Raw genomic sequence first — 21,233 nt, forward strand, 5'->3', positions numbered from 1 at the left:
TTATCTGCCAAAAATACCTAATTTAACATCATAATCAACTGCAATTCCATAATCAGGATCATCATCACTATCAACTACTAGCTGACCTGCTTTACTTAATAGTCTATGACAATCTTTAGTTAGATGTCTAAGTTTAACTTTTTTTCCAAAACTATTATATTTATCAGCAATGTCTTCAATTGCTTTTAATGCTGATTGATCAATTACTTTTGATCCTGCAAAATCTATAATGATTACTTCAGGATCTTCTTCTGGTTTAAATAATTCTAAAAAGCTATCCGTTGAACTAAAAAATAATGGTCCTTCTATTTCATAAACTTTAGCACCTTGTTCTCTAATAGATGGTCTCTCAACTGCTCTAATTCTTGACGCAGATTTCCAAGCAAAAACTAATGCAGATACAATCACTCCAACAATTACGGCAACAGCTAAATCTTCTAAAACAGTTACAACAGTTACGAGAACAATAACTAACGCATCACTCTTTGGTACAAAAAATAATATCTTTAAAGAGTTCCAGGCAAAGGTTCCAATTACTACCATAAACATAACACCAACAAGTGCTGCAATTGGGATCATCTCTATATAGCTTGATGTATATAAAATAAAAATTAATAAGAATAATGCAGCAGCTATTCCTGCTATTCTTGTTCTGCCACCTGACTTTACATTAATCATAGATTGACCAATCATCGCACATCCACCCATACCCCCAAAAAAACCAGTGACTGTATTTGCAAAGCCTTGAGCTAAGCATTCCTGACTAGCCCCACCTCTTTTATTAGTAATTTCACCAACTAAGTTAAGGGTTAACAGGCTTTCAATTAAGCCAATGGCTGACAATATAAATGCATAAGGGAAGATAATTTTTAAAGTTTCAAAGTTTAAAGGAACACTTGGAATTGAAAATATTGGTAATCCTCCTTTAACACTTGCAAGATCTCCAACACTTGGAATATCAATCTTTAATGCTAACACTAATAAAGATGTAACTAAAATTGCAGCAAGTGTTGCTGGAACCGCTTTAGTAATCTTTGGTAGTAACCAAATGATTAACATCGTTAAAATAACGAACCCTACTGAATAATATAAAGTGTTTCCTGAAATCCATTCTAATTGCCCCATTGCATTAAGGGTTTTAAACTGACTAAGTTGTGAAATACCAATAACAATTGCAAGGCCATTAACAAAACCTAACATTACCGGTTGGGGTACCATTCTAATAAATTTTCCAAGCTTAAAGACACCCGCTAATAATTGTAAAATTCCCATCAAAACTACGGTTGCAAACAAATACTGTGCACCGTGATCCATAACAAGGGACACCATAACAACAGCTAAAGCACCGGTTGCTCCTGAAATCATTCCAGGTCTTCCACCAAACACAGCTGTAATTAAACCAACAATAAAAGCTGCATAAAGCCCTGATAAAGGTGCAACTCCTGCAACAAAAGCAAAGGCAATAGCTTCAGGAACTAACGCTAAAGCAACTGTTAAACCAGATAAAACTTCAATTCTAAATAAAGAAAAGGATGCCCCTTCTTTTGGAATATAATTTTGTGAATTAAAACCAATAGATTTTGCAAATGATGAGAGTGTGGTTTTAATCAATGTGTTTAAATTTTAATTATTTATGAGTCGGTGTGTTATCTATTTAGTAAAGCAAGCAGTTGATAAAGTCTAGTTTCAATTAATACGTGTTAACAAATTTGGGACGAATCAGATACATAATGATTAAGAGGTAGTGGCGGGAGACTAAAACTACCTCTGTCTTTATCCCTTAAAATACTTTTTAATTTTTGAAATAGTTTTCGCTAATAGAACTTTTGAATAAGGTTTTCCTTTAATAACCCAAACCGATAGTGGCCACGTACTGTCTTTAGTAGATCTTGCAATAATATGAATATGTAATTGAGGAACAATATTGCCAATTTTTTCAACATTAAGTTTTTTTGTTTTAAAAATTTTTTTCATTAACTTGCTGCAATGAACAATTTCTTTCATTAATAACATTTGATCTTTTGAATTAAGTTCTGAGATATCGGTTATATTTTTTCGCTTTGGAATTAAAATGATCCAAGGAAATTTAGCATTATCAATTAAACGAATACTGCATAATTTTAATTCAGTTATTAAATGAGAATCTTTTAGAAAACTTTTACTTACTTTATTTGCCATAACTACAGTTTGAAATATTCATATAAAAATTTTGCAGCAATGATAAGTAAAAATATTCCAAAATATTTACTAATTCTATTCTTATCAATTGTATGAACTGTTCTTGCACCAATTCTAGCCATAAAGGTTGTAATCGGTATAAAAATTAAAAAAGCAGGAATATTTAAAAAACCAATACTTAATGGAATATTTGTTTTTAAATAACTGCCAGTTATCAAAAATCCGATTGCGCCAAATAATGCTATTAAAAAACCAATAGCTGCAGCGCTACCTATAGCTCTATTAATTGAGTAACCAAAAAACTTTAGAATTGGAACATTCATAACAGCCCCTCCAATACCCATGGGTGCCGAGATAAAACCTACTAAAAATCCTAAAATAATTTTCAAATGAAGCTTAATTTTAAGAGTTATATTTTTTTCCTTTTCTTTTAATAATAAAAGATAAATACTTAATAAAAATATTACGATTGCAAAGAAAAGAACTAAGGTTTTAGTTTTAAGAGTTGCTGCAAAAATTGTTCCAAAAATAACACCAAGTACTACAAATATTCCATAACTTTTAACTATATCAAAATCCACTGCTTTAAATTTATGATGAGTTAAAACTGAGACAGTTGAGGTTGGTATTATGATTGCAAATGATGTTCCAACTGCAAGGTGCATGACATATTGTTGATCAATCCCTAAAGAATTAAAAATATAAAACAAAAATGGAACTGTAATTAATCCACCGCCAATACCAAATAAACCTGCAACAAATCCCACAGGAATAGCGGTTAAGGCCATTAGTAGGCTAAAGTATATGTACTCGTTAGATAAAAGAGAACTAAGCAGATTGACTTACCGACGTGTCGACATTGTTATATTTAATCTTATCCATGATGTGATCAATCTTTTTAACATCGGCATCTCTAACACACATATTTTCGCTTAAATACCTTTTCCAAAAGCTAGATCCTGTTTGACCATGAAATAATCCAAGTGTATGTCTCATAATTTGATTTAAACGTGTTCCTTTTTTTATTTCTTCTCTAACGTACGGTAGCAACTGTTCAATTACATCTTGTCGACTTGGTACATTTTCATTATTAAATATATCTCTTTCAATATCAGCTAATAAATAAGGAGTATGGTAAGCAGCACGTCCGATCATAACTCCATCAACTTTATCTAAGTGATCTTTCATTTGATCAGTTGTGGTAATTCCACCATTGATAATAATTTCTTCATTAGGGAAATCTTTTTTTAATCTGTAGACAAAATCATACTTTAAAGGAGGGATGTTTAGATTTTGTTTAGGAGTAAATTTTCCAAGAATAGCTTTTCTTGCATGAATGATGAAAGTTTTAACACCAGTGCTTTTTAAAGTTGAAATAAAATGATGTAAATTTTCATAATCCTCGGTGTCATCATAACCAATTCTTGTTTTAATCGTGACCGGCAACTTTGTAACCGATTGCATTTTACTTAAGCAATCTGCAACTAAATTTGGTTCTTTCATTAAGCATGCCCCAAATTTATTTTTCTCAACTTTTTTTGAAGGGCAACCAAGGTTTAAATTTATCTCATCATAACCAAAGTCTTCACCTGCTTTGGTAGCCTCTGCAAGTAAAGTTGGAGACGATCCACCAATTTGAAGGGCTATTGGTTTTTCATTTATATTAAATTCTAATAGTTTTTTTTTATCCCCTCGATGAATAGCTTCAGAGACAACCATCTCACTATAGAGCAATGTATTTTTACTAATCAGTCTTAAAAAAAAACGTTCATGACGATCAGTGCAATCCATCATAGGTGCAACGGATACTTTCCTGTTCATACTAAACTTTTATATTATTTTTTTAGCTATTTGTAGTCTCTGAATCGTCAGAGTTTTCTTCAGTTGTTTCAGCTTCTGTTTCAGCTTCAGCTATTTGATCTAAAGAAACTGCTGTCTCTTCATCTCCCACTTCTAACTCTGCATCAACGTCAACTTCTGGCTCTGCCTTTGCAGTTAATTCTTCTAAATCATCAGAGGATACTTGAATTTTTTCAGGAATTTTTCTAGCTCTTTTAGATGGTAAAATAGGAGTTCCACTTTTAGAAATTTCACCTTTGTACATACTTTCAAAATCATCACCAATAATTTCATCATCATCAGTGCCATCGTCAACTTGCTCAACGTGTTTTCTAAGTTTGTGTACAGCGCTATCTGTTAAGTCTGAAACTTTAATAGTTTCTGCTGCAATTTCTCTTAAAGATATAACTGTGTTTTTGTCATTATCTCTATCTAAAGTTGGTTCTAAACCAGAATTTAATTGAACTGCTCTTTCTTTAGCAACTAAAACTAATTCGTAAGGACTTTCTACTTTATCTATGCAATCTTCTACTGTTACTCTAGCCATGCGCAGTATCTATACAGTAGTTAAAAAAAAATCAAGGATAATTCTATAAATAATCAGGATTAAGCTTGTTCTTTACAAGGAATAACAACAATATTGCTATTAAAATATAAGATCCTGAAACAAGAGCAATTTGCTCAATAGAAAGACTATTATCAATCAAAATTCCAAAGAGTGCTGTACCAAATGCAGTTGAAAATACCATTAACGCTGTGGTTAATGCTTTAATGGAACCAATATATCTTACTCCATAAATCTCAGCCCAAGTAGCAGAACCTAGAACATTTGCTAGTCCATTTGAAATTCCAATTAAACCTAAAAATACAAATGATGAAATTGGTGAGTTAAAATAATAAAGCACAAACGTTGCAACTAATAAAGGAATGTTCATATAAATTATTAATTTTCGACTACTAAACTTATCAATTAAAAAGCCTGTTAAAAATAAAGTAATCACTGATAAAATTGAATACACCATAAAGGATTGGGCAATAACATAAGGTCCCCAACCTTTAGATGACACTATAAAAGATTGATAAACAAATGTACCCGTTGCAATCCAAGGCATCGCTAACATGCTTAAACATATAATATAAAAGCGATAATCTTTTAAAACTTCACCTCTCGTCCATTGTTTTATATCTTTAGTTTTAATATTTGTGGCAATAGATGTTTCTCTTGAGTCTAATTTAACGTTTTTAACTAATGTAACAATGACAATAGGTAAAATGATAATAACTGAAATTGATATGGCTATCCAAATATTTCTCCAATCAATAAAAGTTAATAAAAAAATAATTAATAAGGGTAAAATAAATTCAGCTAACGATAAACCAAGCCAAGTTGTGCTTAATGCACGTCCCCTAGTCTTTTCAAAAAATCTTGATATTGTTGTGGTTGCAGTGTGAGACATTAGTCCTTGACCTGATAACCTCATTAAGAAAATTGATAAAAATAAGAAAGCGACTGATGAAATTTTAGAAAATAAAAAACAAGAGATCGCTAGTAACGCAATGACATAAGATGCAAATTTTAAAATATTAAAGTCATCTATTTTTTTACCAACCCAAACAAGTATAAAACTACTTAATAGAGTAGCAGATGCATAGATAGATCCAAACTGACCATGCGTGATAGAAAGCGCGTCTCTTATGCTTGAATTAAACAGTCCTAGAAAAAAACTCTGTCCAAAGCTTGAAAAAAATGTAAATATAAAACCAAATAAAATTACTTTAAAATTCAAACTTTTAAACATAGGAAATAGAAATTATGAGCAATGTTGCATTTATAGGTTTAGGTGTCATGGGTTATCCAATGGCAGGATATATATCAAAAGCAGGTCACAATGTAACTGTTTATAATAGAACAGCTGCAAAAGCTGATAAATGGGTTGCTGAATATAAAGGGTCAAAAGCAGATACTCCTGCAAAAGCTGCAGAAGGTGCAGATTTTATATTTACCTGCGTTGGTAATGATAATGATTTAAGAGAAGTAACTTTCGGTGACAACGGTATCTTTAAAACAATTAAAAAAGGCTCAGTTTACATTGATAACACAACCGCTTCTGCAACGATTGCTAGAGAAATTTATGAGCATTCATTAAAAAGTGAATTTGGTTTCTTAGATGCACCGGTATCAGGTGGACAAGCTGGTGCTGAAAATGGTGCTCTAACTGTTATGATTGGTGGAGATCAAGCAAACTTTGATAAAGCAAAAGACATTATTGATTGTTACAGCAAAAAGATGAAATTATTAGGTGGTGCTGGTAATGGTCAATTAGCAAAAATGGTTAATCAAATTTGTATTGCAGGTCTTGTTCAAGGTTTATCAGAAGCAATTAACTTTGGAAAAAAAGCAGGTTTAAATATGGAAGATGTAATTGAAGTTATATCTAAAGGTGCTGCTCAATCTTGGCAAATGGAAAACAGATATAAAACGATGATTGATGATCAGTTTGAATTTGGTTTTGCAGTTGATTGGATGAGAAAAGATTTAAAAATTGCTATGGATGAAGCTAAAAATAATGGCTCTCAACTTCCTGTAACTGAAATCGTTGATAAATATTACGGTGAAGTTCAAGAAATGGGTGGAAACCGTTGGGATACTTCCAGTTTAATTAGAAGACTAAGTAAATAATCTCGTATGCAACCAGCGTACTACGAAGATTTTGTGGAGATCAAAAATAAAATCTGGTCCATGCTGGATAATGCTATCAAAGATAGAGGGTCTCAATTTAGAATTCCTGTATTTATTTGTGGTGGTCAAGATGACTTTGATGGAAGAATTGTAGTCCTTAGAAAATCAGATAGAGAAAACAATATTATCCAATACCATAGTGATATCAGATCAGATAAAATTGCTAAATTAAAAGCAAATAAGAATGCATCAATGTTATTTTATGACAAGGATGAGAAGATACAAGTTAGACTTAAAGTTGAGTGCACCGTTAATCATGAAAATGATATTACAAAACAGTCCTGGTTAAAAACAGGACACATGAGTAGAAAATGTTATTTAGTTGATAACGGACCAGGAACATTATCTGAAACCCCTACTTCAGGACTAAAGCCTGAACTAGATAATTTTGAATTTACAATGGAGCAAAGTGAAGTGGGATATAAAAATTTTACTGTTATTCAATGTAAAATTAAAAGTATGGAATGGCTTTATTTAGCAGCCAAAGGTCACCGTCGTGCTAAATTCGATTTAGAAAATAACAAGGATACCTGGTTAATTCCTTAAAAAACTGATTTAGAATATTTTTTCCAATTATCTTGGTAATGAATTGCATTTTCAGTAATTGACTTTGCCTCTTCTTTTGAGACTTGTCTTACAATTTTGCCAGGGGATCCAACCACTAAAGAATTGTCAGGAATGACTTTGTTTTCTGTGATCAATGCATTAGCTCCTATGATGCAATTTTTTCCAATCTTTGCACCATTTAAAATTACAGCACCAATTCCAATTAAAGAATTGTCTTCAATCGTGCAGCCATGCAGCATAACCAAATGACCAATAGTTACATCTTTACCAATTTTTAATGGGTAACCTGGATCGGTATGCAATACACTGCCATCTTGTATATTGGAGCCTTCACCGATATGAATATTTTCAACATCCCCTCTTAAAGTTACATTAAACCAAATGCTGGTATTTTTTTCTAAAGTTACATCACCAATGATGGATGCATTAGATGCAGACCAATTATCACCTAAATTTTTAACTTTTTTATCTTCCAAATCATAAAACATAACTTATATATTATTATAACATGCCGTTAAAAACTCCAATATGTGATTTCGGACAAGCAGCTAAAAGCTTTGAATTAAAGTCCACTAATAACGAAATTATTAAATTAAATGATGTTAAAGGGACAAATGGAACTTTGGTTATGTTTATTTGTAACCACTGTCCTTATGTAAAAGCAGTTATTAAAGACATTGTTGAAGATTGCAAAAATTTAGAAAAACATGGGGTAAAAGCAGTAGCTATTTCAGCAAATGATCCAATAAATTATCCTGAAGATAGTTTTGAAAATATGATTGAATTTTCAAAAAAACATCAGTTTAGTTTCCCTTATTTATTTGATGAAACTCAAAATGTTGCAAAAAGTTATGATGCAGTGTGCACACCTGATTTTTTTGGGTATAATAATCATTTAGAATTACAATACAGAGGTCGAATAAGAGAATTAGTCAATTTAAAACCGGTAAGAGCTGGTGATAGTGATTTATATAGTGCAATGAAACAAATAGCTGAGACTGGTAAAGGTCCTGAAATGCAAATTCCAAGTGTTGGCTGTAGTATCAAATGGTTAGATAATTAATGTACTTAATAGTTACAAAAACGTTCCCTCCAGAAGTTGGAGGTATGCAGAATTTAATGTGGGGTTTAGCAAATGAACTTTCAAAACATTACATGATAAAAGTATTCGCTGATTATCATGAAAATCATAAATTATTTGATGAGCAAGTTTCTTTTTCAATAGAGCGTGTTGGTGGCATAAAACTTCTTAGAAAATATAGAAAAGCTCAATTGATTAATGAATTTATTAAAGAAAATAAAATTGATGGTATAATTGCTGATCATTGGAAAAGTTTAGAACATCTTAAAACTAATAAAAAAAAGATATGCTTGATCCATGGTAAAGAAATTAATCATGAAAAAGGTACCTCTCTTAATAAAAGAGTATTGGAGGTTTTAGATAGTGTTGAAACCATCGTTGCTAATTCTGAGTACACTAAAAATTTAGCTATTTCATTGGGAGTTCAGCAAGATAAAATTGTAGTTATAAATCCAGGTGTTGATCCTGTTGAAGAATTAGATAAAAAAACTTTAGATAAAGTAGAGAATTTATTAAAACATAAGTCTCCAAAATTAATTACTGTTTCTAGATTTGATAAAAGAAAAAACCATGAAAAAGTAATCATGGCGCTTCGAAATTTAAAACAAATCTACCCTAGTATTATTTACATTTGTGTGGGTTACGGCGATGAAGAGGAAAATATTAAAAAATTAGTAGCAGAATTGGGCCTTCAGCCACAAGTGATGTTTTTTAAAGATATTTCTAACGAATTAAAAAATGCACTAGTTGCTAAATCTAATATTTTTGTAATGCCATCTATTGTTCATAAAAAATCTGTTGAAGGATTTGGGATAGCTTATGTTGAAGCTGCTCAATATGGATTGCCCTCTCTTGGTGGAAAAGATGGAGGTGCAGCAGATGCAATCGAGCATGAAAAAACAGGTTTAATCTGTAATGGCAATGAATTAGATGAAGTGTATTCATCAATTAATTTAATGTTAGAAAATAATAAATTCCAAGAGTATGGAAAAGCTGCCAAAGAAAATTCTGCTAAATTTAAGTGGAATATAATTATTGAAGAATATAAAAAAATTCTAAACTAAATTTTTTTATTTTTAATTGTTTTATAAATTTGCCAACTAACAATTAGAATTGTAACTCCTATAATTGATGCGGTAAGAGGTCTGTCCCATAAAAAAGTCCAAGAACCATCACTTATTAATAAAGATCTTCTTAAATTTTCTTCCATTAATCCACCGAGGACAAAGGCTAATATAAGCGGTGGCATTGGAAAATCATATAAGCGCATAAAAGTTGCAACAACTGCAATTCCAATCATTAAATAAATGTCAAAATTATTAAATGACATTACGTAAATTCCTGTAATTGAAAAAAATAAAATAAGTGGAATTAAATAATTTTTAGGTACAGCAAGTATTCTTGCTATGTAAGGTATTAAGGGCAAGTTTAGAATAAGTAATACTACCATTCCAATATACATCGACATAATAACTGACCAAAAGATTTCAGGATTAGTTATATAAAGTCTAGGGCCTGGTTGAATTCCAAATCCTAATAAAGCACCAAGCATTACAGCGGTTGTTCCACTTCCAGGTATTCCTAAAGTTAATAAAGGCACAAAAGCTCCAGAACATGCTGCATTGTTTGCAGTTTCTGGTGCAGTTAAGCCATGAACACTACCTTTACCAAATTTTTCTTTCTCTTCATCACTAACAAAATTTCTTTCCATTCCATAGGCTAGAAATGATGCAATAGTTGCACCCGCTCCTGGTAAAACTCCAATTAAAAAACCAATAACTGAGTTTCGAGGAATAGCTTTTAACATTTTGGTTCTTTCTTCCTTGTTAATTTTAATCGAACCAAGCTCTGTTAATGAAACTTGTTTGGCAACTGCAGATGGATCATTTCGTTTTAAAATAATTGTTAAAGCTTCACTCATAGCAAAAGTTGCCATTACAACTAAAACGAAACTTATCCCATCAGATAAATTCATATTGTTAAATGTAAATCTTGAAATATCAGATAAAGAATCTTGACCGACTGACGCTAACATTAAACCTAAAACAACCATCATCATTGCTTTTAAAAATTGCCCCTTTGATGAAAAAGCTGCAATTGCTGTTAAACCTAAAATCATTAAAGCAAAATAATCTGGTGATCTGAAAGATAAGCTTACTTTAGATAAGCTTGGTGCAAGAAATAATAAATAAATTGAAGCAAGGGTTCCACCTGCAAAAGAACTCCAAGCAGCAATCGCTAATGCTTTTCCAGCTTTTCCTTGTTGAGCCATTGGATATCCATCAAATGATGTTGCAACAGTTCCAGGAACGCCTGGAGCATTTAATAAAATTGATGAAGTTGATCCACCAAACACTGCACCATAATAAACACCTGCCATTAAAATTAATCCAGTAGCTGGATCAAAACCATAAGTAATAGGTATCATTAATGCAATTGCTGTCATTGGTCCAAGACCTGGGAGCATTCCAATGATGGTTCCAAAAAAACAGCCAATCATAACCATAAATATGTTTTGAAATGTAAGAGCTGTTTTTAAACCAATTAAAATTCCTTCAATCATCCCATAACTCCAATTAGTTTTAAAAATGGATCTCTTAAATAAATTTCAAGCACTCCATGCAATAGATACATAAAAGCACCCACAAAAGGGAAAGAGAGTAAAAATATTAACTTCCACCTTCTCTCACCTAACGCATAATAAGAAGATGCTAGAAATAGAGAGGTCGTTAAAAAATAACCTACTTTTAATATAGTTACTCCATAAATAATTGCTATGAGCACAAGTATAGCTGTTTTTTTATACTCTAAGTTTTTATGATTAACTTTAATGGTATTGGGCTCTGGTAAAATAATTTTTAAACCAGAAAAAAATAAACCTGCATAACCTAAGTAAATTGGAAATGTTCTGGCATTGAAAGGTGCCTTTTCATCAAATGAAAAAACTTGAATTTGATACGCGATATATAAATAGAATGCTGAGAAAATAAAAAAGAGCAGTGATATAATTTTAGTAGTATTTATATTCACTGCTCTAATTTTTAAATAATCCTAAAGGATTATATAACTCCTAATTTCTTCATAAGAGCTGTCATTTCTACAGTTTGTGCATCTAAGAATTTAACAAAATCCTTATCTGAGTTATAAATATTAACCCAAGCATTTCTTTTTCTAACAGCTTCCCATTCAGGAGTTTCCATCACTTTACCTAACATTGTAGATAAAGCTTTTTTATCTTTATTGCTCATATTTGGAGGTCCAAAAAATCCTCTCCAGTTTACGAACTGAACATCATATCCTTGTTCTTTTAGAGTTGGTGCATCTGGTGCATCAGCTATTCTTGAAGGAGCAGTAATACCAATAATTCTTACTTGGTCTCTTGCACCCATAAGTTCACCTAAACCTGTAGAGATAATTTGAGTTTCTCCAGATAAAAGTCCAGCTAACGCTTTTCCACCAGCATCATAAGGAATATAAGCAACATCATTTGGATTAGCACCAGCAGCTTGGAAAGCTAAAGCACCAATTAAATGGTCCATACTTCCTCTTACTGATCCACCAGCCATCTTAATAGAGCTTGGATTCTTTTTATATGCATCAACTACATCTTTAAAGTTTTTGTAAGGTGAGTCTTTTGCAACTGCAATCGCACCGTAGTCACCAATTACACCAGCGATCGGTGTAACATCTTTATAAGATAAAACTCCAGATCCTGTAACATAACCTTCGTGTCTAGTAATAGATCTTAAAACTAGCGGCGTAGATTGTACTAAAATTGTATTTTTAGGTTGAGTATTAATCATGAAAGCTAAAGCTTTTCCTCCACCACCACCTGACATATTTTCAAATGATGCACTTTTTAACATTCCTGATTTTGTTAAAGCTTCTCCAGTACCTCTAGCAGTTCCATCCCATCCACCACCAGCACCACCACCAATTACGAAATGGATTTTTTCCATTGCGATTGAATTTGTTGCTGTTGCAGAGAATAATAGAATTGCTGAGAATAATACTGAAACTAATTTTTTAATGTTTTTCATTATATTCCTCTATTGTTAGTTTTTAATATTTGCAGTTAATTATACTATGGTCTTGAAAGCAAGTTTTTGAATAGAATGCAACTTAAAGTTGATTTTCTTTCCTTAGGAAATAAGTAAGTGTTATCTCAAATATTTTATTTATAAAAAAATAGATATCTTTAATTACGGAAGTTTCTTTTCTGTTATCTTTTTTAAAGTAAATGATAAAAGAATATTTGTTAATGAAAAATTCTTCTATTCAATTTAATTCCTTTAACATTAAAGAATTATTTTCTAAAAAATTTCTATTAGTTATTTTAATTTCTATCCCGAGCGCAATTGTAGCTGACTATTTTAATATCCCATTAGCGTGGATGCTTGGTCCTATGCTTGCAGTTTCAGTTGCAGCCTTAAGTGGATTAAAAATTAAAATGCCAAAACTAGCTTTAAGTTCAATTTTAATAGTTCTTGGTCTTCATATTGGAAATTATATCGATCAAAATTTAATCAATCAGATGACTGAATGGGTGTGGACTTCAATAATAATGTTTGTCTATATTTTAATAAGTATTTTAATTGTTTCAAAATATTTACAAAAATTTTCAGGCTATAATGTCAAAACTTCTATTTTTTCAGCAGCACCAGGCGCTTTAGGACCTTTAATGATATTAGCAGAGCATGAAAAATCTGACTTATCGCAAGTTGCTACATCACATTTAATTAGATTAATTATAATAATAACTGTCATTCCCTTTTTTGTTGTTAATTACTCAACAAATGAAGCCCTAACAATTGAAAAATTTAATTATCTTGATCAAAACCATTTTCATCTTTTAATTCTCTTAATAGGTTCGATTTTATTAATTTTCTTATTTGATAAAATTGGTGTGCCTGCTGCATTATTATCTGGGACATTAGTTGCAAGTGGAATTTTACAAATAACGGAAGTTGCCTCCTACAAACTGCCGGATGAAAGTATAAATTTTTGTTTGCTTATTTTAGGTGCCTCTGTGGGTTGTCGTTTTGCAGATAAATCATTAAAAGAAGTTGCGGGTAATTCATTTCATAGTTTAGTTGCAACTGTAATACTTGTAGCTCTTGGATTATTAGCTGCAATTGTTGCAACATATTTTGTTGATACCAATTTCTTAACTCTACTTTTATCTTTTTCTCCTGGGGGAATTTATGAAGTAGCAGTTATAGCAATTGCTTTTGATTTAGACCCTAACTTTGTAGCATTTCATCATATTATTAGATTACTGATGATACTCTTCACTGTTCCTGTAATATTGAAAATTATTGGTAAGAAATTAAATTAATATTTTTTCTAAAACTTTAGCTGCACTTAATTTTTCTAAATCATCAACTTGTATTGCTTTAAAGTTTTCTCGCTCAATACTAACTTTAAAAGCTGTTGTATGTTTACCAAATAAAGTCAAACCTTTTACTCCAAGATGAGCAGTCATATGAGCTGGTCCTGTATCATTTGCAATAACAAATAAGCTTTCTTTAATCAAGCTTGCAAGTTGAGAAATATCTAAAGCTTTACCTTTATCTAAAATTGAAATGGCATTAATGTTTTTTGCATCATCGATTTCAGAGGGTCCAGGTGCTACAATAACTTTAATTTGATCTTTATATTTATTTTTAATTAATTCTATTAGCTCATTATAATGGGGCCACTTTTTATGTGTTAGATGCGCTGAACAAAATGGAAATAAGACAATGTATTTGTCTAACTTAAATTCTTGTTTAATATGATCAATGTTAGTCACAGCCCAACTAAAGTTTGGTTTCATGGTGTACTCTGTTTTAATTCCAGAGGTTTTAAGTTGATGATCAAATCTATTTAAAACTGGGTCTTTATCAAATTCATCTTTTGAAATATTACTTGGTAAAGTTGTTTCTGAGCTAGACCAAGTATTAAAATTTGCTTTTGGAAATAAAATATTTTTATAAAATTTTGTTCTAGATGAGTTTTGTAAATCATAAACTTTTCTAAAATTCTTCTTTTTCAAGTTTCTCATTAACATATATAGATAAATTAAATTAAATCTTGATTTACGTTTGTCTAAAATAACATTGTGTACAAATGGGTTTTTCCTAAATAATTCAAAATAAGGTTTTGTTGTTAAGATATGTATTTGATCTTCAGGGTGGTTTTCAGAAATATCTTGAATTGCCCCACAAGCTTGGGCTATATCTCCTAAAGAACCATGTTTGATAACTAAAATATTAGACATATTTCTAACAACTTAACATAGTATAAATTTTTATGAATAAAATTCTAGTTGAAGTATCAGTTGGTGAACTTTTAGATAAAATTTCTATTTTAGAGATTAAACAAGAAAAAATTAAAGATCCTGAAAAATTAAAATTTATTAATGATGAGCACAGTATTTTAAAAAATCAATTAGATAGCAATGTTAAATCTGATGAAAAACTTAATACACTTTTTCAATCCCTGAAAGATATTAATGCAAAATTATGGGTGATAGAAGATGACAAACGATTGTGTGAAAAAAATTCTGATTTTACTGAAAAATTTATAAAATTATCAAGGGATGTTCATTTTTTAAATGATGATCGTGCTAAAATAAAATTAGAGATGAATAATCACACAGGCTCTAAGATTAAAGAGATTAAAGAATATACTTCTTATTGAAAACTATATTTCTTTTCTAAATATTTTATCAAGTTGTGAAAAATAAAAGTCATAAATAAATAAATTCCACCTGCTAAAAGAAACACTTCTAAAGGTTTATAAGTCGTTGATACAATATGTTTTGCAACTCCTGTAATATCCATTAAGGTTACCGTGCTTGCAAGAGATGTGCCCTTCATCATTAATATAATCTCATTACCATAAGCTGGTAAAGATTGTCTGATCGCTACAGGAATTTGAATTTTATATAAAATAATTTTACTTGATATCCCTAAACTTTTACCCGCTTCAATTATTCCAGGTTTTATAGTTTGAAAAGCTGATCTTAAAATTTCTGAAGTATAGGCCCCAGTATTTAAGGCAAATGCAATAATTGCGCACCAATAGGGTTCTTTTAAAATGACCCAAAGAAAAGTTGATCTTAACCACTCGATTTGTCCAAGACCATAATAAATTATAAATATTTGAACTAGTAATGGAGTTCCTCTAAATAAATAAGAATATCCATAAGCAAATTTATTAATAAATGGGTTTTTGTTTAATCTTAAAACTGCAAATAAAAATCCAATAAATAAACCAATGATTAATGATGCTGATAACAATTTTAAAGTTATAACTGCAGCACTAAGTAACTTTGGTAAACTTGTGATCATTAAATCAAAATCCATTAAAAGCCCCTGCTATATTTGACTTCAAGTCTATTAATTAACTTCATACTTAAAAACGTAAGCATCAAATATAAAACTGCCGCAAAACAGTAAAAGAATAAGGGATCTCTAGTAGAACCTGCTGCAATATAAGATTGTCTCATAATCTCAACTAAACCTGTAACTGATATTAAAGATGTATCTTTTAAAGTGATTTGCCAAACATTACTTAAGTTTGGAATAGCAAGTCTTAACATTTGAGGTAGAATTATTTTATAAAATTGTACAAATTTACTAACCCCTAAAACTTTAGCAGCTTCAAATTGACCTTTATCTATTGATTGTATCGCTCCTCTAAATACTTCTGTTGAATAAGCGCCAGATATAATACCGATTGCAACTGAACCAGTAATAAATGCATTAATCTCAATGTATTCAAAGTATCCAAAAATTGAAGCAACATACATAATCGCTCCACTTCCCCCAAAAAAGAAAAGGTAAATTACTAATAATTCTGGAACCCCTCTGATGACTGTGGTGTACGTATTGCCAATAAAATTTAAAAATTTATTATTTGATAATTTTAATGGCGTAAAGATTAATGAAAATAAAAAACCAATTAACATTGCAGTAACTGCTACTGCAATTGTCATTAGAGTTGCATAAAACAACTCATCTCCCCAGCCTGTTTTTCCGAATGATAAAAGATCCATATCGAAAGGGCGACTAATTAAATAGTCGCCTTTTCAAAATATTATTTACATAGAAGCGTCAAAGCCAAAATGCTTGATCGCTAATTTGCTGATGATTCCTTGTTTTCTAGCAGTGTTAATTGCTTTGTTGAAATCTTTAAGAAGTTTTGCATCTCTTGTACCGATTGCATCATCTCCACCTTGTCTAATTCCAACACCAACACCATTACCAAAAGCACCACCTGAAAAAGTAGGTCCAACTAATACTACTGGTTTTCCTGATTTATCCGCATAATCAGTGAATGCAACAGCTGCAGCTAATGCAACATCACATCTACCAGAAGTTAAGTCTAAGTTTACTTCATCTTGAGTTTTGTAAGTTCTAACATTTACTTTACCTACATCACCAGACTCTAAAAAGTTTTGGTGAATAGTTCCAGTTTGTGTACAAACAGTTTTTCCAGCAAGCGCAGCAGTTAAAGTCTTAAGAGTTTTCTTAACAGCACTTCCACCTAAAGTTAAATTAATTCCTTCTGGTGTATCCATGCCCTCTAAACTAGAACCTTTCATTACCGCAAGGGCTGCAACTTCGTCTGCATAACCTTGTGAAAAAGTAATTGTTTTTTGTCTTTCAGCAGTAATTGACATTCCTGCCATGATCGCATCGAACTTTCTCATTAACAAGGCTGGAATCATTCCATCCCAATCTTGTTCAACGATAGTACACTCGTGACCCATGATTTTGCATAGCTCTTCTGCTAACTCAACCTCAAAACCAATAAGAGCACCTGAAGCATCCTTAGAGTTCCATGGTGGGTAAGCACCTTCTGTTCCAATCTTTATTTTATCAGCGTAAACATTTCCGATTAATAATAAAGAAGCAAGAACACTTAATATTGTTTTTTTAAATATATTCATTTTTTCCTCCATATGATTATGAGGATTTATTTCACAATTTTAATAATTTAAAAAGAAATTTTTAGTGATTAATTGATGATGAAAAGTTCCAAGAACAGTCAAAACTTGGGATGTAAACCCTATCCAAAGTTGTATTTCCAAAATTCTTATTGAAAACATCTAACCATTTCTCTACTTGCTCTGGTTTCTTATCTTGGCTACCCACTTGAGCGGTAATTACTCCATTAGGTTTTAATATTCTAATTAATGAGTCCATATTTTTGGCAGCAAGATCAATACAAAACTGATCATCGTTAAGATCTACAAAAATTTTATCGTACTTATCGTCTTCAACAGACTTTATACTTTCAAAAGCATCTCCCCAAATACATTTAACTGAATTTTTCTCAGTTGATTTATTGCCAATGCTTCCAAGGTGTTTATTGCAAACCTCAACTACTTCTGGATCAAGTTCATACCAGTCTATAAAATCAAAACCTTTAGACGTACACTCTCTTGCAACTCCTCCATCACCACCACCAATGATAGCAGCTGTTCCCATGTCTTTATTTAATTTTAAAGCAGCGTTTACAAATGTTGAGCTATACAAAACTTCATCATTTGTTGCGACTTGAATTTCGTTATCAATAAATAATGATTTACCAAATTGTTCTAAATCTAATATTTCAATATGTTGACCTACTTTAGATTTAAAATCCTCTAAAACTTCATTTACAACATACGATTTTTGTAATCCAGGCGAACTGTAAATGTCATGATATAAAGACTTAGTATCCCTATCAAAAGCTTTTGTGACAATTCTCTTATGTTTAAATTCTTTTTTAACAATATCGAGGGCGATAGAAGGACTTACCTTCCCGCATGTGAAAAAATCAAAACTAATAATTCCTTTTTCTGGAAACGTATGAAAACTGATATGACTTTCCGCTAATAAGGCAAGGATAGTAAAACCTTGCGGTTCAAATTTATACTTTGAAATTTCAAGAATTGTAACTTCTGCAGCTTTTGCAATTTTACGAATTACGTTCTCGTAAACTGAAGGGTCATACTCTTGAGTAGTGCCTATGATGTCTAAAGTTATATGCTCGCCTACTTTAGTCATAAAAATTATTCCCTCTTATAATTTTTTATTAATATTAAGTTGCTCGGTTTTATATAGGTGTATTGATAATTTTCAACAATTAATCAATTTTTTGATATTTTACTTAATTAAATTAAAACTGAGTATTAATTAAACTAGCAAATGCACTAGCCCCTTTTGCTAGATTTTTGTTCCAATCATTATCAGCATTTTCATCTGCATTATCAGATATGTATTTAAAACATTTAAATTCAATTTTCTCTAACTTGCAAACTTTTGCAATAGCGTAGGCCTCCATATCAACTACATCAACTTCTATATCTATTTTTTTATTAACAAAACTATCTCCTGTTCCACAAGAATAACCTTCTTTTGATGTAATAATTTCTTTAATTTTATCAAAAGGTGTCTCACCTAATTCAAAATCTAACCCTCTAACATCCATATCTCTTTGATAAAATTTGGTGCATTCAACGATTCCTTTTAACTTAGTATTAATTGCACCTGCAGTACCATAATTGATAATTAGTTTTGGTTTGTAAATATTGATTAACTTTAATGTGTTATAAGTTGCATTAATTTTTCCAACTCCAACATGGTTAAAATAGTCTAATCCAATCGTTTCTTCTTTAATTGCTGCTAGGAATAATTTGTCCATAGATTTTTTTTACTAAAGATATAAATATATTAATATCATGAATTTAAAAGATTATATTAGATCTATTCCAGATTATCCAAAAAAAGGAATTTTATTTAGAGATATTACAACTTTAATTAAAGACGCAGATGCATTTGAAGAATGTATTAATCAAATAATTGAAAGATCAAAAAATTATAAAATAGATAAAATTGCTGCAATTGAGTCAAGAGGATTTGTATTTGCTTCTGCTGTTTCTTATCTTCTTAAAAAACCTTTTATTATGTTTAGAAAGAAAAACAAACTTCCGGCTGAAACTCATTCAGTTGATTTTGAATTGGAGTATGGAACTGCAACTATTGAAGTTCATAAAGATTCAATTGACAAAGATGATTCAGTTTTAATTATAGATGATTTAATAGCAACAGGTGGAACAGCTGAAGCAGCAGCTAAACTTGTGGAAATGTCTAATGCCAAAATTGCTGCATTTGTTTTTGCAATTAATCTTTTTGACCTAGGTGGATCTGATAATTTAGTTAAAAAAGGTTATAAGGTTGAAAACTTAATGGATTTTCCAGGGCATTAATTGGTAGCGGGAAGTGGAATCGAACCACTGACCTCAGGCTTATGAGTCCTGCGCCATGACCCTTGGAGCCAACGCATCCTGCAAGAACATCTTCAAAACTTCTTTGTCTCTGCTCTTTTCTTTCTAGACTCAGATTTACATAAACTTAGACTCTAGTCAACTTCTATTGGAGCATTGGAGCATGAGTGGAGCAAAAAAAGTTAGTTCCAATCACTAACAGCTTTAACTTATCAAAATTATTAAAAGCTTTCAAATAAAACCCAAAATAAACATAATATGACTTTAATTACATTAAACATAAGTATATTTTAAAAATATGACTCAAACACTTTTTGAAAAATATGGTGGAAAAAAAACAGTTGGTCAAATTGTTATTAACTTTTATCAAAAGCTTATGGCTGATGAAAATTTGAAAAAGTTTTTTACAAATTCTGACATGAAAGTTTTAATTTCACACCAAACTAATTTCATTTCTCAAGCTTTAGGTGGACCAAAAGAATATACTGGTCTTGATATGAAAACTGCTCATCAAGGCATGAAAATATCTCAAGAAGACTTTAATGGAGTTGCTGGACATCTAAAACAAACCTTGGAAGAACTAAATGTTGAAAGCCAAGATGTTGACACCATCATTGGTGTTGTCGCTCCACTTTCAGAACATATTGTATCAAAATAACAGAATTCATAATTAATAAATTTTGATAATATTTATTTAATGATAAAAATAAATAATTGGGAAGACTTAATAGCGTTAGCAAAAGAACAAGGGCTTACACCTAAGGAAGCATGGGAAAGAATTGAAAAAACAAATCTAAAATTTTTAAATAGAAAAAGTTCAGCAGAAAAAGAACTTAAAAAAGGAACAAGAGTACAAAGACTCATGTTTCCAAAGAATAATGAGAAAAATATTCTTTTAGCAAAAAATGTACCTTCTTTGGATGTTTCTGGTGATTTTTATAATTTCAAAAATTTAGAAGATAAAATCTTTTTTACTCTTGGCGATGTTTCTGGCAAAGGAGTGGATGCAGGACTCATTATGGCAAGAGTTACCTCATTGTTTGAAATCCTTGTTGAGGAAAAAAAGAGTCTTATTGAAATTGTGTCATTAATAAATGATAATTTATATAATTTACGTTCAGGAAAATTTTTAACAGGAATATTTGCTGTATACGATAAAAAATCTAAAAATCTTGAATTTATTAATGCTGGCCATTCAGAAAGTATAATTTCAGAGAATAAAAAAATTACCGAACATGTTTCTAGCAAAATTCCGCCGCTTGGAGTTCAGCCTATTAATCTTGATTTAAATAGTGTTTTAAATAAAATTTCATTGAAGGATAAAATTTTTTATATATACAGCGATGGCTTAAGCGAAAGTAAAGATTTTGAAGGAAATGAAATTGAAGCTGAGGGTATAATAGATTTGTTAAATAAGAATAAAGATCACGATATTGCAACACAATTGGAAAATATTTTTATAGAAATTTCCGCGTTTGGTGCATTGCAAAATATGTCAAATGAAGAACAAAGTATAATTAAGGATGATCTTACAATTTTAGCTATTAATGGGAAAAATATTTAAT

General features: G+C 30.8%; 25 protein-coding genes. 9 read left to right on the forward strand and 16 right to left on the reverse strand.

Features of this window, described 5'->3' with window-relative positions; translation table 11 throughout:
• From AC5SL0_RS04040 to AC5SL0_RS04065, 6 genes are all read right to left on the reverse strand, one after another.
• Positions 1 to 1,611 (reverse strand): SulP family inorganic anion transporter, encoded by a 1,611-nt coding sequence (locus AC5SL0_RS04040; protein ID WP_494617894.1) that lies wholly within the window; start codon positions 1,609 to 1,611, stop codon positions 1 to 3.
• A 162-nt stretch (positions 1,612 to 1,773) separates the two neighbouring features.
• Positions 1,774 to 2,178 (reverse strand): HIT domain-containing protein, encoded by a 405-nt coding sequence (locus AC5SL0_RS04045; protein ID WP_011282207.1) that lies wholly within the window; start codon positions 2,176 to 2,178, stop codon positions 1,774 to 1,776.
• A gap of 2 nt (positions 2,179 to 2,180) precedes the next feature.
• Positions 2,181 to 2,966 carry a sulfite exporter TauE/SafE family protein gene (locus AC5SL0_RS04050; RefSeq protein ID WP_006996698.1) on the reverse strand — a complete coding sequence of 262 codons (786 nt, stop codon included), beginning with the start codon at positions 2,964 to 2,966 and terminating at the stop codon, positions 2,181 to 2,183.
• Positions 2,967 to 3,006: 40 nt separating this feature from the next.
• Complete coding sequence (dusA, locus tag AC5SL0_RS04055; RefSeq protein ID WP_018414250.1) at positions 3,007 to 3,999, reverse strand: tRNA dihydrouridine(20/20a) synthase DusA; 993 nt, start codon at positions 3,997 to 3,999, stop codon at positions 3,007 to 3,009.
• Between the two features lie 22 nt (positions 4,000 to 4,021).
• Positions 4,022 to 4,564 (reverse strand): DNA-directed RNA polymerase subunit omega, encoded by a 543-nt coding sequence (gene rpoZ / locus AC5SL0_RS04060; protein WP_494577188.1) that lies wholly within the window; start codon positions 4,562 to 4,564, stop codon positions 4,022 to 4,024.
• Positions 4,565 to 4,607: 43 nt separating this feature from the next.
• Positions 4,608 to 5,816 (reverse strand): MFS transporter, encoded by a 1,209-nt coding sequence (locus AC5SL0_RS04065; RefSeq protein ID WP_011282211.1) that lies wholly within the window; start codon positions 5,814 to 5,816, stop codon positions 4,608 to 4,610.
• 14 nt (positions 5,817 to 5,830) lie between these two features.
• On the opposite strand from AC5SL0_RS04065, the gene AC5SL0_RS04070 reads away from it, so the two are divergent.
• Positions 5,831 to 6,697, forward strand: coding sequence for an NAD(P)-dependent oxidoreductase (locus AC5SL0_RS04070; protein WP_271627163.1), 867 nt, complete (start codon positions 5,831 to 5,833; stop codon positions 6,695 to 6,697).
• 6 nt (positions 6,698 to 6,703) lie between these two features.
• A complete protein-coding gene (locus AC5SL0_RS04075; protein WP_494617896.1) occupies positions 6,704 to 7,303 on the forward strand; it encodes a flavin-binding protein in 600 nt (199 codons plus the stop codon).
• Here the strand turns inward: AC5SL0_RS04075 and AC5SL0_RS04080 are convergent.
• A complete protein-coding gene (locus tag AC5SL0_RS04080; RefSeq protein ID WP_006996692.1) occupies positions 7,300 to 7,812 on the reverse strand; it encodes a gamma carbonic anhydrase family protein in 513 nt (170 codons plus the stop codon). The genes AC5SL0_RS04075 and AC5SL0_RS04080 overlap by 4 nt on opposite strands.
• A 20-nt stretch (positions 7,813 to 7,832) precedes the next feature.
• Between AC5SL0_RS04080 and AC5SL0_RS04085 the strand changes: the two genes are divergently transcribed.
• Both AC5SL0_RS04085 and AC5SL0_RS04090 read left to right on the forward strand, forming a co-directional pair.
• Positions 7,833 to 8,387: a thioredoxin family protein gene (locus AC5SL0_RS04085; RefSeq protein WP_494617898.1), complete on the forward strand. Its 555-nt coding sequence runs from the start codon at positions 7,833 to 7,835 to the stop codon at positions 8,385 to 8,387.
• A complete protein-coding gene (locus AC5SL0_RS04090) occupies positions 8,387 to 9,469 on the forward strand; it encodes a glycosyltransferase family 4 protein (protein WP_494617900.1) in 1,083 nt (360 codons plus the stop codon). Before AC5SL0_RS04085 ends, AC5SL0_RS04090 begins: the two co-directional genes overlap by 1 nt.
• On the opposite strand, the gene AC5SL0_RS04095 is transcribed toward AC5SL0_RS04090, so the two are convergent.
• From AC5SL0_RS04095 to AC5SL0_RS04105, 3 genes are read right to left on the reverse strand one after another with little or no spacing between them, the layout of a single operon-like run.
• Positions 9,466 to 10,968, reverse strand: a complete 1,503-nt coding sequence (locus tag AC5SL0_RS04095) for a tripartite tricarboxylate transporter permease (RefSeq protein ID WP_011282217.1) — start codon at positions 10,966 to 10,968, stop codon at positions 9,466 to 9,468. The two genes, AC5SL0_RS04090 and AC5SL0_RS04095, sit on opposite strands and share 4 nt — an antisense overlap.
• A complete protein-coding gene (locus tag AC5SL0_RS04100) occupies positions 10,965 to 11,435 on the reverse strand; it encodes a tripartite tricarboxylate transporter TctB family protein (RefSeq protein WP_494617901.1) in 471 nt (156 codons plus the stop codon). Before AC5SL0_RS04100 ends, AC5SL0_RS04095 begins: the two co-directional genes overlap by 4 nt.
• A gap of 29 nt (positions 11,436 to 11,464) precedes the next feature.
• A complete protein-coding gene (locus tag AC5SL0_RS04105; protein ID WP_494593871.1) occupies positions 11,465 to 12,445 on the reverse strand; it encodes a tripartite tricarboxylate transporter substrate binding protein in 981 nt (326 codons plus the stop codon).
• Positions 12,446 to 12,666: 221 nt separating this feature from the next.
• On the opposite strand from AC5SL0_RS04105, the gene AC5SL0_RS04110 reads away from it, so the two are divergent.
• The gene (locus AC5SL0_RS04110; protein ID WP_148193096.1) at positions 12,667 to 13,743 is read left to right on the forward strand and encodes an AbrB family transcriptional regulator; all 1,077 of its coding nucleotides are present in this window, start codon (positions 12,667 to 12,669) and stop codon (positions 13,741 to 13,743) included.
• Here the strand turns inward: AC5SL0_RS04110 and AC5SL0_RS04115 are convergent.
• The gene (locus AC5SL0_RS04115) at positions 13,735 to 14,667 is read right to left on the reverse strand and encodes a glycosyltransferase family 9 protein (protein WP_011282221.1); all 933 of its coding nucleotides are present in this window, start codon (positions 14,665 to 14,667) and stop codon (positions 13,735 to 13,737) included. The genes AC5SL0_RS04110 and AC5SL0_RS04115 overlap by 9 nt on opposite strands.
• Before the next feature lie 32 nt (positions 14,668 to 14,699).
• On the opposite strand from AC5SL0_RS04115, the gene AC5SL0_RS04120 reads away from it, so the two are divergent.
• Positions 14,700 to 15,089, forward strand: a complete 390-nt coding sequence (locus AC5SL0_RS04120) for a DUF6165 family protein (RefSeq protein ID WP_006996683.1) — start codon at positions 14,700 to 14,702, stop codon at positions 15,087 to 15,089.
• Here the strand turns inward: AC5SL0_RS04120 and AC5SL0_RS04125 are convergent.
• The 5 genes from AC5SL0_RS04125 to AC5SL0_RS04145 all read right to left on the reverse strand — a co-directional run bounded on the left by AC5SL0_RS04125 (position 15,083) and on the right by AC5SL0_RS04145 (position 19,085).
• Complete coding sequence (locus tag AC5SL0_RS04125) at positions 15,083 to 15,757, reverse strand: ABC transporter permease (protein ID WP_006996682.1); 675 nt, start codon at positions 15,755 to 15,757, stop codon at positions 15,083 to 15,085. The genes AC5SL0_RS04120 and AC5SL0_RS04125 overlap by 7 nt on opposite strands.
• Positions 15,757 to 16,449 carry an ABC transporter permease gene (locus tag AC5SL0_RS04130; protein WP_006996681.1) on the reverse strand — a complete coding sequence of 231 codons (693 nt, stop codon included), beginning with the start codon at positions 16,447 to 16,449 and terminating at the stop codon, positions 15,757 to 15,759. Before AC5SL0_RS04130 ends, AC5SL0_RS04125 begins: the two co-directional genes overlap by 1 nt.
• 45 nt (positions 16,450 to 16,494) lie before the next feature.
• Positions 16,495 to 17,346 carry a transporter substrate-binding domain-containing protein gene (locus AC5SL0_RS04135; RefSeq protein WP_026225080.1) on the reverse strand — a complete coding sequence of 284 codons (852 nt, stop codon included), beginning with the start codon at positions 17,344 to 17,346 and terminating at the stop codon, positions 16,495 to 16,497.
• 61 nt (positions 17,347 to 17,407) lie between these two features.
• Entirely contained in the window at positions 17,408 to 18,448 is a 1,041-nt protein-coding gene (gene speD / locus AC5SL0_RS04140; protein ID WP_011282223.1) for an adenosylmethionine decarboxylase, read from the reverse strand.
• Positions 18,449 to 18,560: 112 nt separating this feature from the next.
• Positions 18,561 to 19,085, reverse strand: a complete 525-nt coding sequence (locus tag AC5SL0_RS04145; protein ID WP_011282224.1) for a 5'-methylthioadenosine/S-adenosylhomocysteine nucleosidase — start codon at positions 19,083 to 19,085, stop codon at positions 18,561 to 18,563.
• Between the two features lie 37 nt (positions 19,086 to 19,122).
• Between AC5SL0_RS04145 and AC5SL0_RS04150 the strand changes: the two genes are divergently transcribed.
• The 3 genes from AC5SL0_RS04150 to AC5SL0_RS04160 all read left to right on the forward strand — a co-directional run bounded on the left by AC5SL0_RS04150 (position 19,123) and on the right by AC5SL0_RS04160 (position 21,232).
• On the forward strand, positions 19,123 to 19,650 hold the full coding sequence (locus AC5SL0_RS04150) for an adenine phosphoribosyltransferase (protein WP_006996677.1): 528 nt from the start codon (positions 19,123 to 19,125) through the stop codon (positions 19,648 to 19,650).
• A 316-nt stretch (positions 19,651 to 19,966) separates the two neighbouring features.
• Positions 19,967 to 20,326, forward strand: a complete 360-nt coding sequence (locus AC5SL0_RS04155; RefSeq protein WP_006996981.1) for a group I truncated hemoglobin — start codon at positions 19,967 to 19,969, stop codon at positions 20,324 to 20,326.
• A 39-nt stretch (positions 20,327 to 20,365) separates the two neighbouring features.
• Positions 20,366 to 21,232: a PP2C family protein-serine/threonine phosphatase gene (locus AC5SL0_RS04160; protein WP_494617904.1), complete on the forward strand. Its 867-nt coding sequence runs from the start codon at positions 20,366 to 20,368 to the stop codon at positions 21,230 to 21,232.
• The last annotated feature ends 1 nt before the right edge of the window (position 21,233 follow it).

The organism is Candidatus Pelagibacter sp. PS_16, assembly GCF_059417965.1.

Bases quoted from the DNA above. Each gene is read 5' to 3' on its own strand.
- speD (WP_011282223.1), bottom strand. From the start codon at position 18,448: ATGACTAAAGTAGGCGAGCATATAACTTTAGACATCATAGGCACTACT.
- AC5SL0_RS04135 (WP_026225080.1), bottom strand. From the start codon at position 17,346: ATGAATATATTTAAAAAAACAATATTAAGTGTTCTTGCTTCTTTATTA.
- AC5SL0_RS04050 (WP_006996698.1), bottom strand. From the start codon at position 2,966: ATGGCCTTAACCGCTATTCCTGTGGGATTTGTTGCAGGTTTATTTGGT.
- AC5SL0_RS04120 (WP_006996683.1), top strand. From the start codon at position 14,700: ATGAATAAAATTCTAGTTGAAGTATCAGTTGGTGAACTTTTAGATAAA.
- AC5SL0_RS04160 (WP_494617904.1), top strand. From the start codon at position 20,366: ATGATAAAAATAAATAATTGGGAAGACTTAATAGCGTTAGCAAAAGAA.
- AC5SL0_RS04080 (WP_006996692.1), bottom strand. From the start codon at position 7,812: ATGTTTTATGATTTGGAAGATAAAAAAGTTAAAAATTTAGGTGATAAT.
- AC5SL0_RS04085 (WP_494617898.1), top strand. From the start codon at position 7,833: ATGCCGTTAAAAACTCCAATATGTGATTTCGGACAAGCAGCTAAAAGC.
- AC5SL0_RS04125 (WP_006996682.1), bottom strand. From the start codon at position 15,757: ATGGATTTTGATTTAATGATCACAAGTTTACCAAAGTTACTTAGTGCT.
- AC5SL0_RS04065 (WP_011282211.1), bottom strand. From the start codon at position 5,816: ATGTTTAAAAGTTTGAATTTTAAAGTAATTTTATTTGGTTTTATATTT.
- AC5SL0_RS04155 (WP_006996981.1), top strand. From the start codon at position 19,967: ATGACTCAAACACTTTTTGAAAAATATGGTGGAAAAAAAACAGTTGGT.
- AC5SL0_RS04070 (WP_271627163.1), top strand. From the start codon at position 5,831: ATGAGCAATGTTGCATTTATAGGTTTAGGTGTCATGGGTTATCCAATG.
- AC5SL0_RS04130 (WP_006996681.1), bottom strand. From the start codon at position 16,449: ATGGATCTTTTATCATTCGGAAAAACAGGCTGGGGAGATGAGTTGTTT.
- AC5SL0_RS04105 (WP_494593871.1), bottom strand. From the start codon at position 12,445: ATGAAAAACATTAAAAAATTAGTTTCAGTATTATTCTCAGCAATTCTA.
- AC5SL0_RS04150 (WP_006996677.1), top strand. From the start codon at position 19,123: ATGAATTTAAAAGATTATATTAGATCTATTCCAGATTATCCAAAAAAA.
- AC5SL0_RS04110 (WP_148193096.1), top strand. From the start codon at position 12,667: ATGAAAAATTCTTCTATTCAATTTAATTCCTTTAACATTAAAGAATTA.
- AC5SL0_RS04095 (WP_011282217.1), bottom strand. From the start codon at position 10,968: ATGATTGAAGGAATTTTAATTGGTTTAAAAACAGCTCTTACATTTCAA.
- AC5SL0_RS04145 (WP_011282224.1), bottom strand. From the start codon at position 19,085: ATGGACAAATTATTCCTAGCAGCAATTAAAGAAGAAACGATTGGATTA.
- AC5SL0_RS04090 (WP_494617900.1), top strand. From the start codon at position 8,387: ATGTACTTAATAGTTACAAAAACGTTCCCTCCAGAAGTTGGAGGTATG.
- AC5SL0_RS04115 (WP_011282221.1), bottom strand. From the start codon at position 14,667: ATGTCTAATATTTTAGTTATCAAACATGGTTCTTTAGGAGATATAGCC.
- rpoZ (WP_494577188.1), bottom strand. From the start codon at position 4,564: ATGGCTAGAGTAACAGTAGAAGATTGCATAGATAAAGTAGAAAGTCCT.
- AC5SL0_RS04045 (WP_011282207.1), bottom strand. From the start codon at position 2,178: ATGGCAAATAAAGTAAGTAAAAGTTTTCTAAAAGATTCTCATTTAATA.
- AC5SL0_RS04075 (WP_494617896.1), top strand. From the start codon at position 6,704: ATGCAACCAGCGTACTACGAAGATTTTGTGGAGATCAAAAATAAAATC.
- dusA (WP_018414250.1), bottom strand. From the start codon at position 3,999: ATGAACAGGAAAGTATCCGTTGCACCTATGATGGATTGCACTGATCGT.